Source organism: Agathobaculum ammoniilyticum (assembly GCF_025567315.1).
GTDB lineage: Bacteria > Bacillota > Clostridia > Oscillospirales > Butyricicoccaceae > Agathobaculum > Agathobaculum ammoniilyticum.
Window position 1 is genome coordinate 233,992 of the sequence record NZ_JAOQJE010000003.1, and the last position, 13,789, is coordinate 247,780.

The 13,789-nt window shown below is 56.0% G+C and carries 12 protein-coding genes; 2 read left to right on the forward strand and 10 right to left on the reverse strand.

Annotation, left to right across the window (positions count from 1 at the left end; all coding sequences use genetic code 11):
* Nucleotides 1–31: 31 nt before the first annotated feature.
* Nucleotides 32–1,615 carry an amidohydrolase gene (locus OCV66_RS05170; protein WP_147573855.1) on the reverse strand — a complete coding sequence of 528 codons (1,584 nt, stop codon included), beginning with the start codon at nt 1,613–1,615 and terminating at the stop codon, nt 32–34.
* A 225-nt stretch (nt 1,616–1,840) separates the two neighbouring features.
* On the opposite strand from OCV66_RS05170, the gene OCV66_RS05175 reads away from it, so the two are divergent.
* Nucleotides 1,841–3,376 carry a D-alanyl-D-alanine carboxypeptidase family protein gene (locus tag OCV66_RS05175; protein WP_054326094.1) on the forward strand — a complete coding sequence of 512 codons (1,536 nt, stop codon included), beginning with the start codon at nt 1,841–1,843 and terminating at the stop codon, nt 3,374–3,376.
* A 62-nt stretch (nt 3,377–3,438) separates the two neighbouring features.
* Here OCV66_RS05175 and OCV66_RS05180 read toward each other — a convergent pair whose 3' ends face one another.
* The 9 genes from OCV66_RS05180 to OCV66_RS05220 all read right to left on the reverse strand — a co-directional run bounded on the left by OCV66_RS05180 (nt 3,439) and on the right by OCV66_RS05220 (nt 12,155).
* Nucleotides 3,439–4,344, reverse strand: a complete 906-nt coding sequence (locus OCV66_RS05180) for a dihydrodipicolinate synthase family protein (RefSeq protein ID WP_054326093.1) — start codon at nt 4,342–4,344, stop codon at nt 3,439–3,441.
* A 45-nt stretch (nt 4,345–4,389) separates the two neighbouring features.
* Nucleotides 4,390–5,028 (reverse strand): dihydroxyacetone kinase subunit L, encoded by a 639-nt coding sequence (locus OCV66_RS05185; protein WP_054326092.1) that lies wholly within the window; start codon nt 5,026–5,028, stop codon nt 4,390–4,392.
* A 15-nt stretch (nt 5,029–5,043) separates the two neighbouring features.
* Complete coding sequence (locus OCV66_RS05190) at nt 5,044–6,039, reverse strand: dihydroxyacetone kinase subunit DhaK (RefSeq protein WP_054326091.1); 996 nt, start codon at nt 6,037–6,039, stop codon at nt 5,044–5,046.
* Between the two features lie 16 nt (nt 6,040–6,055).
* Nucleotides 6,056–7,561 (reverse strand): tripartite tricarboxylate transporter permease, encoded by a 1,506-nt coding sequence (locus OCV66_RS05195; protein ID WP_207724459.1) that lies wholly within the window; start codon nt 7,559–7,561, stop codon nt 6,056–6,058.
* A gap of 14 nt (nt 7,562–7,575) precedes the next feature.
* Complete coding sequence (locus OCV66_RS05200; protein ID WP_054326090.1) at nt 7,576–8,028, reverse strand: tripartite tricarboxylate transporter TctB family protein; 453 nt, start codon at nt 8,026–8,028, stop codon at nt 7,576–7,578.
* Between the two features lie 71 nt (nt 8,029–8,099).
* Nucleotides 8,100–9,068 carry a tripartite tricarboxylate transporter substrate binding protein gene (locus OCV66_RS05205; protein ID WP_107630731.1) on the reverse strand — a complete coding sequence of 323 codons (969 nt, stop codon included), beginning with the start codon at nt 9,066–9,068 and terminating at the stop codon, nt 8,100–8,102.
* Between the two features lie 48 nt (nt 9,069–9,116).
* The gene (locus OCV66_RS05210) at nt 9,117–10,307 is read right to left on the reverse strand and encodes a CaiB/BaiF CoA transferase family protein (RefSeq protein WP_147573856.1); all 1,191 of its coding nucleotides are present in this window, start codon (nt 10,305–10,307) and stop codon (nt 9,117–9,119) included.
* Entirely contained in the window at nt 10,304–10,783 is a 480-nt protein-coding gene (locus tag OCV66_RS05215) for a MaoC family dehydratase (protein WP_054326087.1), read from the reverse strand. Before OCV66_RS05215 ends, OCV66_RS05210 begins: the two co-directional genes overlap by 4 nt.
* A gap of 16 nt (nt 10,784–10,799) precedes the next feature.
* Nucleotides 10,800–12,155 (reverse strand): FAD-dependent oxidoreductase, encoded by a 1,356-nt coding sequence (locus OCV66_RS05220; RefSeq protein ID WP_147573857.1) that lies wholly within the window; start codon nt 12,153–12,155, stop codon nt 10,800–10,802.
* A 216-nt stretch (nt 12,156–12,371) separates the two neighbouring features.
* Between OCV66_RS05220 and OCV66_RS05225 the strand changes: the two genes are divergently transcribed.
* On the forward strand, nt 12,372–13,379 hold the full coding sequence (locus tag OCV66_RS05225) for a LacI family DNA-binding transcriptional regulator (RefSeq protein WP_159068049.1): 1,008 nt from the start codon (nt 12,372–12,374) through the stop codon (nt 13,377–13,379).
* Nucleotides 13,380–13,789: the final 410 nt, after the last annotated feature.

Genomic DNA, 13,789 nt, shown 5'->3' on the forward strand with positions numbered 1-13,789 from the left:
GAAAAGGCAAGCGGATTTTGCCGGAGGGCTATCATGCACGGTAAATCGTTTCCCCTGCCTTGACCGTTTCCAGCACGCGCACCCGCCGCAGCGCATCCGGCCCAACCGCTAACGGATCGGCGTCCAGCAGCACCAGATCGGCCGCTTTGCCCGGCCGCAGAGAGCCGCGGCGCGCTTCCTCAAAATACTGGTAAGCGGCGTGGACTGTAACCGCACGCAGCGCGTCCTCCACAGGGATACGCTGGTCCGCGCCGAGCACGGCGCCGCTTTCCATCAGCCGGTTGACCGCGCACCAGACGGTACCCAACATGTCCGGCGGCAGCACGGGCGTGTCCTGGTGGAATGTGAACGGGATCCCCTGCTCGAGCGCCGCGCGCGCCGGACTGATATGCTGTGCGCGCGCCAGTCCGAAATTGCGGATATGCACCTCGCCCCACCGATACACATGCGCCACAAAAAACGATGGCAGCACGCCGGTCCGCTTGACAGCCTCCATCTGGTCCAAGCCAAGAAGCTGCGCATGGATCATGACCGGCCGCAGGCCGCGGAAATCTGGAAATTCCCGCTCGACCGCGGCCACGGCCTGCAAAAACTGCTCCGCCGCCGCATCCCCGTTGCAATGGGCCAATACCTGCAGCCCTCCATGATAGGCTGTCACGAGCGCTTCCTGCACCGCCTGCCCGCTCATGGTGCCATAACCTCGGTACCCGTCCTCCGCGCCTTGGTATGGGGTCCGCATCCACGCGGTACGGCCCTGCGGGGAGCCATCCAGAAATATCTTGCACCCGCCGAGCTTGAAATGGCAATGGTACCGGCGGACCGCTTCCGGAAAAGCCGCGCTCACCTCATCCCAGGCATCCACAGGCGGATATGCCACCACATCCAGCGTAAGCAGCCGATGCGCAAGCAAGGTCTGATACATCGGAATCAGGCTTTCGGGCATCATTCCCTCCTGCACGATTGTCACGCCATAGGAAGCATACTGCTCCTGCACCCGGCGATAGGCCTCCATCAGGTCCTCCATATCCGGCATCGGCACTTGCTGTTGGTACTGCAGGAACGCGTTTTCCTCCATATATCCGGTCAGCACACCGTTTTCCGTACCAATTATGCCTCCCGCCGGCGCGGGCGTGTCCACTTTCACGCCGAGCAGCTCCAGCGCCAGAGAGTTGAACACCCCCATATGTCCGGACTGATGCACCACCATGATCGGATGCGCCGCGGAAACGCGGTCGAGCAGTGCGCGGGTCGGATGGCGCCGCTCCGCGAGCGTATTCTGGTCATAGCTTTTCCCCACAACCCATTGCCCGTCCGGTATTTTGTTGGCCGTGATAAAATGCGACAGCGCCTGTCCGATCTCGTCCAGGCTGGCGGCCTCCTCCAGCGGGACCTGCAGCAGCGCCTGCGCGGCGCCGGAAAAATGGCCGTGCGCGTCCAGGAACGCAGGCAACAGCGCACGCCCATCCAAGTCGATCTCTGCCGCGCCGCGCGCCCATGCCGCGAGCTTTTCCCGCGTCCCCACGGCCGCGATCACGCCGTTTTCGACCAGCAGCGCTTCAGCCAGCCCGCCGCTCTCCATTGTGCGGATCGGGCCTCCATAGTATAGCGTCTTCATAAGCACTCCACCTTCATCCGATTCCGTGTGCCTTAGTATGCCCTATGCTTTAGTATAGCATGCAGAGCCGGAAGTTTTTGAACATTGTCTGAACTTTTCCCGTTTCTTTTGCGCCGCGTGCGATTTTCTAAATTTACTTTTTTCTCCACCGATGCTATAATTTATGCAGCATCACCGCATTCCTTGCGCAATGTCTGCTTTTTATTTTCAAGGGGGGTAAACTGTATGAGAAAAAAACTGATCGCATCCGTTTTGGCCGTCTTGGTGCTGTTCTGCGGCCTCGCGCCCGGCGCTGCCGCGCTCAGCTACCAGGCGGAAAGCGTTTTCGTCATGGACGCGCAGACTGGGGAAACGCTTTACGAGTATAACGCCGACATCGCCCGTGTGCCGGCCAGTATGACCAAGGTGCTGACCGCCTACATCATTTATCAGGAGCTGGAGGCCGGCCGCCTGACTTTGGACACCCAGGTCAAGATCAGCCACAACGCGGCTGTCAAATCCCGCGACGCCAGCTATCCCACCGCCGTACCGCTGACCGAGGGTGCCACCTACTCGGTCGATACGCTGCTTCACCTGATCATGATTCCCTCCGCCAGCGCGTCGTGCATCGTCATGGCCGAGCATATCAGCGGCAGTGAGAGCGCATTTGTCGCCCGCATGAACCAGACCGCCAAGGACCTCGGCCTGAACGCGACCTATTACAACTGCCACGGCGCGCAGCCCAATTATATTACGGCCCGCTCACAGGCCAAGCTCACCCGCCGCTTTATCGACGATTATCCCGATATCCTGCGCATCACCTCCAAAAGCGGGTTCAACTTCAACGGCTCCTACTATAATAACACCAATCACCTGCTCAATACCATGGCGCCTTACGAAGGGCTGGACGGCTTCAAAACCGGAACCATCGCGGAGGCAGGCTATTGCGTCACCACGACCGCGGTACGGGATGGGCGGCGTGTGATCGCGGTAGTTATGAAATCCACCAGCGACGCGCAGCGCTTCGCGGATTCCCGCCAGCTTCTTGATTACGGCTTTGCTGAAATCCAAAAGCGGGATGCGGCCCGCAAAACGACCAGTGTGCAGCTTACCGCAGCTCCGGACAGCGTCCGTCCGTACCAGCCGTTTACCGTCACCGCACGGCTGGAAGGCGTCTCCGCCTCCTACGCCTGCAAGGCGCAGTGGTATGTCAACGGCGCGGCGGTCGATGGCTATGGGAACAGCAGCTTCCTGACCGCCGACTATAAGACGAGCACGCTGCAATATACGCTCAAGGATCTGTCTGGCGATACGCTCGACATCGCCTTTGTCCTGACCATGTTCGACGGCACTGAGATCCGCTGTGAAACAGCCCTTCCGGTGGAACAGCGGCCGGTGGAATACGGCGGCTCGCTCAATATCCGGAGCGCGGCATCCTATCCCGGCAAAACGCTGCTCGTTACCGCGGATATCACCGGCGAAAACGGGATCGCCCGCGTCCAGCTTCCGGCGCGCTGGCAATGGGACGGCGCGGACATCGCAGGCTATTCCAACGCGGCGTTTACCATCGAAAACGATGCCGCGTCCAGCGAGTATCTGCTCCGCATTCCGGAAGACGCCTCAGAGGGCAGCCATGAGCTTTCCTTTGTGCTTGGCGATGCGGGCAGCACTGGCGCAAAACAGTTGATTCTGCGCGCCGATATCCAGATCGTTTCACAGGGAACGCCGGCAGAGGATGTTCCAGTAGAGGAGACTCCGTCCGAAGACGCTCCGGCCGCGTAAAATAGCCAGAGAAAACCCGCCGTTTCAAAAGAAACGGCGGGTTTTCCTATGCCCTCTCGCGCTCAAATCATTACCGTACGGTATTCCAGACGGTCCAGCGCCTCAAGCAGCTCCTTTTCCTGTTCCGCAGTCAGGCTTTCCATCGGGCGGCGCATTTTCGTGGTGGAGATCACGCCCTCCCTTTTGAGAATCACCTTGTAGGCCGCAATATTATTGACCGCGCACATTACCGCATTCAAAACATTGGTGCGCCGCTGGTATCGGGTCGCAAGCGCGTAATCCTTTGCCTGAATCGCTTGCCAGAGCTTCGCGTAATGCTCCGGTATGCACATCGCATTGCCTGACACCGTCCCGTCGCCGCCGACCACGCACGCCGCCTCCAGGAGGTGATCCGGCCCGACCAGTACGCTGAAAGTCCCATCGTTGATCGTCATGAAGTCCTGTATCCGCGTGAAATCCGGATAGCTGTATTTAATGCCGATCACATTGCGGCAGCTTTTCGCGACGGTTTCCGCCACAGCGCGGTTGATATCATTGACCGCGTTTTGCGGAATGCCGTACAAATAAATCGGGAAATCCTCCGGCACGCTGGCGGATACCGCCTTATAATAATCGATCAGCCCCCGGTCGCTCAGCTTAAAAAATACCGGAGTGACAACGCCGATGCCGTCCGCGCCGATTTCTACAGCGTGACGCGCCAGTTCCACTGTGTCAGCAAGGTTCCATGCGCCGACATGCACGAATACCGGTACCCGTTTGGCTGTATGGCGCACAACTGCTTCCGCGACCCGCTTCCGTTCCTCCACGGTTAAGTACATCATCTCTCCGGTCGTGCCGCAGGGATACAGGCACTGCAGCCCGTTATCGATGCAGTGATCCACCAGCCGCTCCAGCGAGGGAACGTCAATGCTGTCCTCCTCGGTCAGGGGCGTCACGATCGGTACGACCGTGCCATATAATTTCTGCATATTTTTATGTCCTTTCTGGTAATCAGGCTCATTTCGCCGCCATTTTCACCGGATATATCGCGCCATGCCTTTCAGCATATACATGCCGGCTGTCGCCCCCTGGTCCGGTATACCGATAGCTTTCGCGGCAAACACCGCGGCTTTCCCGTATTTGGGCATCATGGCACGGCTGGCTTCTACGCCCGCCTCCGCTCCGGACACCGCCGCGTCCATTACCTGCGCCAGCCCAGCGTCCGGGGTTGCTTCCAGGCACGCCGATGCCCGGTCAGCGGCTGCGCCGACCGCATCCAGGATCGTTCGCTCCCCCCTGCTGCATTTTCCGCGCTTCTGGATACCGGCCGCAAACGCAGTAAAATACGCGCTCAGGTCAGCCGGCCCCATCTCGTTCTTTCCTTTCAGCGCCTTTCCCGCCTCCATGATACCGGAAGCCATCAGCGTTCCCATTGTGGAAGGCACAACCGAGGCCATCCGCATCCCCGCTTTCATCAGCGTTTTTCCGACGTCCTCCTGCATTTCTTCCCGTATCAGGTCAGGCAAGGCCGCATAACCCTTCTGCATCGTAAGACCCAGATCTCCGTCGCCCATGTTAGCGTCCATCGCGCAAAGTTCATCCTTTTTTTCCGCGAACACCTCCGCAACGCATTCATACAGCGCCGGAAGCTGCTCCGCTGTGATCTTATCCATTTTTCACGCCCCCTGTCACTTCTGGCAGTAAAAGGGCGTGCAGACCGGCGCGTCCAGCCACCGCTTCATTTCCTCATCCGCAATCTTGCAAAGGCTGATGGAAGCGCCGGCCATTTCCATACTTGTCGCGTACTCGCCGACATGGGTTCGGTACAGCTTAACCCCCTTTTCCTGCAGGAGCCGCGTAACACTTCCGGACAGGATATACAGCTCCTCCACCGATGTCGCGCCAAGACCATTGATGAGCAGCGCCACCTCGTCCTCCGGCACCAGCGGCATGTCCTGCAGCAGCGTTTCCAAGGATTCCGCGGCAATTTCATCGGCGGTTTTGACCGGCCCGTTCCAGATGCCCGGTTCTCCGTGGATGCCCATACCCATGGCCATTTCGTTCTCCTCAAGCGTGAAATTCGCATGTCCCAGTTCAGGCAGCACGCATGGCGTCAACGCAAAACCGACTGTGCGGGTGTACTCCTTTGCTTTCTGCGCAGCGGCGAACACCTCCTCAAGGGTGCCGCCCTCCGCCGCTTTCGCGGCCGCGCATTTATACATATAGAATATGCCGGCCACGCCGCGGCGCTTGTCCGGATCGGTACTGGAGTTCACATCATCCGCTCCCACAATGGAACGTGTTTCAATATCCTCCATTTCGCACAGCTCGGCCGCCATATCAAAATTCATGATGTCGCCCGTATAATTGCCGTACAGGTACAGCACGCCGGCCCCTGCCTCGACCTCCTTGGATATCTGGAAGATCTGTTCCGCAGAAGGCGACTGAAACACGCTGCCCACGCCGCAGCCATCCAGCATCCCCTCTCCCACATAGCCAAGGAACAGCGGCAGGTGGCCTGTGCCGCCGCCGGTCACAATCGCCACCTTACCGGGCGTTTTGTGAGCGGTACAATAGCAGCGCAGGTCGCCCGCCGCGTATTTGACCGCATCACCATGCGCCGCGTAGATGCCGCGCAGCATATCATCCGTATAATCCTCCGGCCGGTTGATAATCTTCTTCATAATGTATTTCCTCCTTTTATTCTGCAGCGGCTTCTTCGTTCTTCCCTCGCTTCTTTTTAACAAAGTAGGTAATCAGCGGCAGCATCAGAGAAACCACCGCAATAACAATCAGGACACAGGAGATCGGATGCGTGAAGAAAATGGAAAAGCTGCCATCCGAAAGGACCAGCGCTTTCTGCAGGTTTTTCTCAATCGTCGGCCCCAGGATCAGGCCCAAAATCACCGGCGGCATGGCAAAGTCCAGCTTGATCAGGAAATAGCCTACCGCGCCGGCAATCAGCATGAAGAAAATATCATATACATTGTGGTTCATACAGAAAGTACCCACGCAGCAGAACACAAAGATAATCGGCGTCAGTATTTCCTTGGGTACGCCGGAAATCTTGGAGAATATCCGGATACCGCCAAAACCGAGCAGCCCCATGCAGATATTCGCTGCGATCAAGCCAAAAATAATGATATACACCTGTACCGGTTGGTTCTCAAACAAAAGCGGGCTGGGAATGATACCCTGCATCATCAGCGCACCCAACATGACCGCAGAGCCTGCGTCTCCCGGAATGCCAAGCGTCAGGAGCGGGATCAACGCGCCGCCCGACACCGCATTGTTCGCCGATTCCGGCGCCGCGATACCGCGCGGGTCACCCTTGCCGAACTGCGAGGAATCCTTTGCAAAGCGCTTCGCCTGCGTGTATCCCAGCCAGGAGGCGATATCGCCGCCCGTTCCGGGGATAGCACCGATAATCGTACCAATCACGCTGCAGCCCAAAATCGTCGGAGATGTTTTTTTAATATCCGCCCAAGTCGGCAATATCCGTTCCAGCTTGATATCCTTTTTTGCTTTTTCCGTCACTTTTTCCTCAATCAGCGTCAATCCCTGCGCAAATGCGTATACGCCGATCAGCAGCGGGATATACGCAATGCCGCCCATCAGGTACACGCTGCCAAAAGCAAACCGCGGCTGGCCGCTGATTACATCGATGCCGACCGTGGCGAGCGCAAGGCCGATAATCGCACCGATAATGCCCTTAAATACCGATTTGGAGGAAATACCCGTCACGATACTCAGGCCGAAGATGCCAAGCGCAAAATATTCCGGCGCACCGAAGTTCAACGCCACTTTCGCCAGCATCGGCGCTGTAAAGAACAATGCGAACGCACTGAACAGGCCGCCGAACGTGGACGCCATCGTAGAGATTGCCAGTGCACGCCCGGGCGAATGACGGGACATCGGGTACCCGTCCAGACAGGTCGCGGCCGAATTCGCCGTCCCCGGCGTGTTGATCAGGATAGCGGTGATCGAACCGCCGTAGATCGCGCCACAGAACACGCCGAGCAGCATAAGGATACCTGAATTGCCGCCCAGGGAAAAGGTAAACGGGGTGACAATGGTCAACGCCATGATCGACGACAAGCCGGGCATCGCGCCGGCAAGGATACCGACAATCGTCCCAAGCAGAATGACCGCCAGGTTCAGCGGCTGCACCACTTGCGTCAGAGCGGAAACAAAATACTCCATCATATGCTTTTTCCCTCCTAAAACAATATGCCGGCCGGCAGGTTGGTATGGAGCACCATTTCAAACACCACATAGATAAAGACAATAACGCCAACCGGTATTGCAAGCAGCTTCACTTTGTTACGCTCGCCCAGCAGAATCGCACAGGAGATGACCATAAAAAACGTACCCACGAAGAAACCCAAAATATAGGTCAGAACGGAAAATACGACCATGATCCCCAGCGCAATCAATACCCGCTTCATGCCTTCTGAGCGGAAATCGATCGTGACCTCGTCCGGCTGCTTTTTCAGCGCTGTTTCCAGCGCAAGACCAATCGAGCAGAGGAGCAGCGCTCCACCCAGCAGCTTGGGCCAAAAGCCGCCGCCGATGTCCGACAGGCCATGATAGGGAAAATCCATCGTGCCGACGATCATCCCAATACCGACCACAAGCAGCACCGCAGCCACGATGTAGTTGTATTTTTTCATCTAAGGCTTCCTTTCCTGCATAATAGGCGGGGCGGCGGGACTTTTGCATTCCACCGCCCTGCCCGCGGCTTTCAGTTGATCAGCGAATCGTAGAACTCGTACTGCTCCTGCATAAACTGCAGCGCGCCGTCCGTCCCCTCAAACTCTGCCGGCATGATACTGAACGCCGCCAGCGTCTCTTCAAACTCCTCGGTTGCGCTCGCCTGTGCAAACGCGTCCTGCAGGTAGGTCACAACCTCCTCCGGCGCGTCGTTCTTAATTGCAAGGTAGACCCAGGTCAGAATCCGGATATCCTTCAACTCGTCATACAGCTCGCCCATTGCCGGAACATCCGGAAACATCTCCGTGCGTTCATTATCCGTGATCGCCAGCGCCTTGATCGTGCCGGCAGTAAGCTGCCCGATCGCGGGCGCTGCAGAGCAGCAGGTCATATCTACCTCGCCCGCTACCACGCCGGTGATACTGTTGGTATCGCCGTCATAATTAACATAGGTAAACTCCAAGCCGAGCGCCTGCTCAAAGGACTGCGCGCTCAATTTGGTCAGCGTACCCTCGCCGGTATTGCCGACCTTGACTTCGCCCGGATGCGCTTTCGCGTATTCCACAAATTCCTCAAACGTATCGTACGGGGCGTCCGCGCTGACAAGGATCAGGTTCGGCTGCTTCATCAGGCAGGCCAGCGGGGTGAATTCGTCATAAGAAATATCGGTGTTTCCGTTCACCTTGCTCAATACCAGGTCACAGTTTACGATACCGAGCGTATATCCATCCGAGGAGGAATTCCGGAACTGGTTCGCGCCAACAAGCCCCGCGCCGCCGGTCACGTTATTGACGGTAATATTCACACCCGACGGCAGCACACCGTCCGGAATGGATTCCGTCATGCCGCGCACGCACAGGTCGGTCGTGCCGCCGGCCGAATACGGACAAATAACGGAAATATTCTGGGACGGGTATTCCTTTGAGCCGCCGCAGCCGGTCAGGGCCGCCGCTGCCATTGCTGTTGCGGTAAGCATTGCAATAATCTTTCGCAGTTTCATGATTAAACCTCCGTCTTTCTATGTATTTGTCTGTCGCATCAACTATCCTTATAAAACGCCGGACGCTTCCAGTGCATCGATCTCCGCATCGCTGTAGCCAAGATGCGAAAGAACCTTGCGGTTATCCTGCCCCAGCGTGGGCGGAGCACACCGGATCTCGACCGGCGTCTCACTGAAGTCTATCGGCGCGATGACCGCCTTGAAATCCCCCGCGACCGGATGATGGATGGTCCGAATAATCTGGTTATGCGCAACCTGTGGGTCGTGCAGCACATCCTCGTAGGTATTAACCTTGGCGACCCAGAACCCATCCGCCTGGAAACGCTCCAGCCAGTACTCGGTATCCTGTTTTTCAATCTGCGGCGCGATCAGCGCATGCAGCTTTTCCTTATCCCGCAGCATAACCGCTTTGTTCGGCATCATCTCATATAATGCCGGCAGGCCGATGATTTCGGAAAATCGCTTCATATCCTGCCCCGCGTTGATTGCCATGGCAAGGAAGCCGTTTTTCGTTTTATAGATGCCGTACGGGGCTTCCTGCAGCGGATGTCCCGTATAATCCCTGGATTTTTTCGGCATGATACCGGTATTTATGTAGTAGCACAGCTCCTGTGACTGCATGTGCAGGGCAGAGTTGAGCAGATTTACTTCAACCTTTTGTCCGTTTCCCCCATCCTTCACATGGTTGAGTGCCGCCAGGATACCGACGACCAACATCAGAGAGCTGTACATATCCACCACATAGATACCGCCGGTTGCCGGCTGCCCCTCCGTGCCGCAGATATTGCAGTAGCCGCTCATCGCCTGTGCCAGCAGATCTTGTCCGGGCAGCTTTACATAAGGGCCTGAGCTACCGTAACCCATCGCTTCGCAATAGATGATCCGCGGGTTGAGTTTCTTCCCGTCCTCATAACCCAAGCCAAGCTTATCAAGCACGCCGGCACGGTAATTCGATACCACGACGTCGGACTCACGAATCAGCTTTTTGACGATCTCCTTTGCCTCCGGCCTTTTCAGATCCAGTGTGATGCCCTGCTTGTTGCGGTTCATCGCAAGGAAAAACGGCCCTTCCCCGCCGAGCTTTTCATCCGGCGCAACATGGCGGTTAAAATCCCCTGTCCCTGGCCGCTCAATATTGATGACTTCCGCGCCCAAGTCGCCGAGCAGTTGCAGGGCAAACGGCCCCTGGGCAAAATGCGTGAAGCCCAGTATTTTCACGTTTTTTAACGGTGCGCTCACTTGCCCTGCTCCTTTTCCTCTGCCGCCGCAGGCTTTCTGCCGATATACTGCTTATCCACATGGAACAGGACCGGCTCGTCGTTCTGGTTCAAAACCAGCACGTTCCAGGTCACAACACCAAATTCCTCGTTTTTGATCGCCTTATCCACGACCTCAAACCGGCAATGGATGGTATCCCCTGGATAAACGGGATGGATATAACGGATTTTCTCATGGCCGTAATGAACGGAGGGCACCTTGGTCGGGGATACCTCCTTTGCCATAAAGCCATCCGCGACACCCAGCGTCAGAATGCCCTGGATGATCGGCCTGCCGATCGCAGGGAATTTCTTGCAGTATTCGGCGTCCACATGAACCGGATGCGTGTTGTCCGAACAGCCGATGAACAGGCGGATATCTGCTTCCGTCATCGTGCGGCCGGACGAGATCTGGACCTCGCCGATCTGGTAATCCTCAAAATATTTGATTTCTGGCATTTCTTTTCTCCCTTTCTTACTCTGTAACAGGCATCCACACGTTTTGTTTTCTCAGGCTGCTCTGCAGCTTTTTCACATCCACATCCCGAGCCGCAACCTTATCCTGTACTGCAATCGCCGCCGCGGTACCGCACGCCTGTCCCATCAGCATCGCAGTCGGTACGACGCGCAGCAGCTCAATCGCACCGAAATCACCGGAAATGCAGCGGCCGGCCACCAGCAGCCCCTCCGTATGCTTGGGAACAAAGCAACGGTACGGGATCTGTTTCAGCACATCCTCCGGCTGGAATCCGCGATATGGCGGCTGGGCGAACACCACTGCATCGCTGTAGCTCGCGCCCTCCATCAGTTCCTTTCGCGTGATTGTGTATTCCCCACACAGCATGCGGCTGCTCCTCACGCCGACCTGGGGTGCCGTGTCAATCACCACCGCATTTTCAAAGCCCGGCACATTTTTCCTGAAATACTCCAGCGTCCGCAGCATGGCCTGCCGTATCTCGATCTCCACCTTGGTCAGATCATCCACGCTTACCGCGCTGCCTGCCAGCGTATTGTTAAACCACACCACGTTATCGATGTTGCTCCTCATATAGAAGCCCTGCGGCAATTCCCCGAAGCTGTAGCCGCCGTTGATGCCGCGCACCGCCTTGATATCCGCCGACACCTGCTCATCCTTGCCTGGGATGCTCAGAAACTGCTCGGCCTTTTCACAATCCACATTGGCGACTCGGAATACCAGTCCAAGAGGCAGGTTGCCTGTTGTATATTCCTCGCCCGCCGTGTAAAATACATCGCCATCGCCTGTGCAGTCGATCACAATATCTGCCAGAACGGCCTGGCGACCGGACTTACTTTCAAAAATCGCGCCGCGCACCTTATTATCCACCATGTATGCCCTGCTGAACCAGGCGTGGAACAAAAGCTGCACGCCCGATTCGAGCGCCATATCATTGCACACGCATTTCATCAGTTCCGGATCGATAACCGGACTCCAGCGAACAATTTTATCCTCGCCGCCTGTTGCACCGTATCGCCGCCACTTCAGGATGTCCTCCAACTTGGAAGAACCACGCGTCGCTTCGTCGGGTTCGATCAGGCCGTTTACCCCGCGCAGACGGTCCAGCATTTCCTCCACAAGCCCCTTGATCACCAGATTGCCTTTCCCATCGCAGATGCAGTCCACCAGAAGGACAAAGCCCCCTGTCGACATGCCGCCCAGATAACCATACCGCTCCATCAACAGAACTCTGGCCCCCTGCCGTGCCGCACTGACCGCCGCACAGACACCGGCCGGCCCACCGCCGACCACCAAAACATCGGTTTCCGCGTATACCGGTATCTGCTGCTCCTTTTCAATAATGTATTTTTCCAATTCAGCACCTCCGTCATTTCCATGTAACTAATTTGTAAATTACATATTTTATGTTTGTAATTTACATCCAAATTTACATAAAGTCAATATGTCTTATTTATTTTCTATATAATAACCATATATCAATCAATATTTTTGTGTATTTTTCTTGCTTTCTTTGTGGGGATGGTATATAATCAAACTGCAATTTACATATATAAACAGGAGGATGCCGCTATGATCACCATTAGCGATATCGCAGTGCTTGCTGAAACTTCCACAGCAACCGTCTCCCGCGTCCTAAACGCTGATCCGCATGTGGCGCCTGGTACGCGGCAGCGGATCCTGCAGGTGATCGCCACCACCGGCTATAAGCCCAGAAGCTCGTCCAAAACAGATTCCAAGAAAAAAAACAGTATTCTTGTTTTGCTCCCTTCGCTGGAGAATCCCTATTTCTCAACCATTCTGAGAGGCGTGGAGCATCGCGCCAGCGCCGCCGGCTATGATACGCTGATGGCTGTTACACACCGAAACTATGAGAAAGAAACTAAATACCTGAACATGCTGACTTCCGGCCTGGTAGACGGCGTGATTCTGTTCACCACCTCTCTGCCCAACGACCAGCTCAACGATCTGTCCGCACGGTACCCTATCATTCAATGCGGCGCGATCGCGGAAGGCTCGAACATCAGCTATGTCAGCATTGACGACACAGCCGCCGCCTATGACGCCACTTCTTATCTCATCAGCCTCGGGAACCAGCGCATCGCCATGATCACTAGCTCGAATAATATCCCGTTTGAAAAGAAGCGCTTAGCCGGTTACATGGATGCGCTCAACGACCATGGCATCCCTTATGTTCCATCCTACAAAATGATCTGTAACAACCATTATTTAGACAGCTACAATTGCGTGGAAGCGCTGATGAAGCTCCCGGAAAAGCCGACCGCAATCTTTTGTTACAGTGATCTGACCGCATTAGGCGCTCTGAATTACGCCTATGACCACGGGCTCAAGCCCGGCTCTGATCTGGATATCCTCGGCTTTGACGGGACTTACCTGACCGAATGCGTTTCCCCCCATCTTTCCACAGTGGAGCAGCCGGCCTACGAAATGGGTAAAACAGCGTTCAACATGCTTTCCGACCGAATCGCCGACGCTAACTATATTGCACAGAAAGTAATTATTTCTCACAAGCTCGTCATCCGTGAAACGACCCGCAAGCTGCCTGCAAGCGTTTCCTGACGCCAGCTCGCTTTATTCCGTCAAAAGCCCCCTCTCCGACGGAGATCTACCGTTGAAGAGGGGGCTATTATCCTGTTTCTAAATGCTGTCGTTTATCACTATATCCACGCAAAAGGTTTGCATTTCTCAACTTCTTTCCCATTATAGCACTTTCCTTCCCTTGTATAGCAGAAACCGGAATGCACACACCCCTCACGCAGATTACACAATCCGTTTTTTCAAAAAATCATAACCACCGGCTGTACCGGTGGTTTTCGCTTACAATAAAATCACCCCGCGGCGTCTCTGCCCACGGGGTGATTTCCATTATATAACGGCTAAGCTTTTTATTTACAGCGTAACGCCGTTTTTAAAGATGGCGATTTCACGGTAGCCCAGCAGCTCAGTTTTGGAGGGTCTGCCGCCCGCGA

Excerpts from the sequence above, each read along its gene's own strand:
- OCV66_RS05225 (WP_159068049.1), top strand. The coding sequence starts at position 12,372 with ATGATCACCATTAGCGATATCGCAGTGCTTGCTGAAACTTCCACAGCA.
- OCV66_RS05200 (WP_054326090.1), bottom strand. The coding sequence starts at position 8,028 with ATGAAAAAATACAACTACATCGTGGCTGCGGTGCTGCTTGTGGTCGGT.
- OCV66_RS05170 (WP_147573855.1), bottom strand. The coding sequence starts at position 1,615 with ATGAAGACGCTATACTATGGAGGCCCGATCCGCACAATGGAGAGCGGC.
- OCV66_RS05215 (WP_054326087.1), bottom strand. The coding sequence starts at position 10,783 with ATGCCAGAAATCAAATATTTTGAGGATTACCAGATCGGCGAGGTCCAG.
- OCV66_RS05190 (WP_054326091.1), bottom strand. The coding sequence starts at position 6,039 with ATGAAGAAGATTATCAACCGGCCGGAGGATTATACGGATGATATGCTG.
- OCV66_RS05195 (WP_207724459.1), bottom strand. The coding sequence starts at position 7,561 with ATGATGGAGTATTTTGTTTCCGCTCTGACGCAAGTGGTGCAGCCGCTG.
- OCV66_RS05205 (WP_107630731.1), bottom strand. The coding sequence starts at position 9,068 with ATGAAACTGCGAAAGATTATTGCAATGCTTACCGCAACAGCAATGGCA.
- OCV66_RS05180 (WP_054326093.1), bottom strand. The coding sequence starts at position 4,344 with ATGCAGAAATTATATGGCACGGTCGTACCGATCGTGACGCCCCTGACC.
- OCV66_RS05185 (WP_054326092.1), bottom strand. The coding sequence starts at position 5,028 with ATGGATAAGATCACAGCGGAGCAGCTTCCGGCGCTGTATGAATGCGTT.
- OCV66_RS05175 (WP_054326094.1), top strand. The coding sequence starts at position 1,841 with ATGAGAAAAAAACTGATCGCATCCGTTTTGGCCGTCTTGGTGCTGTTC.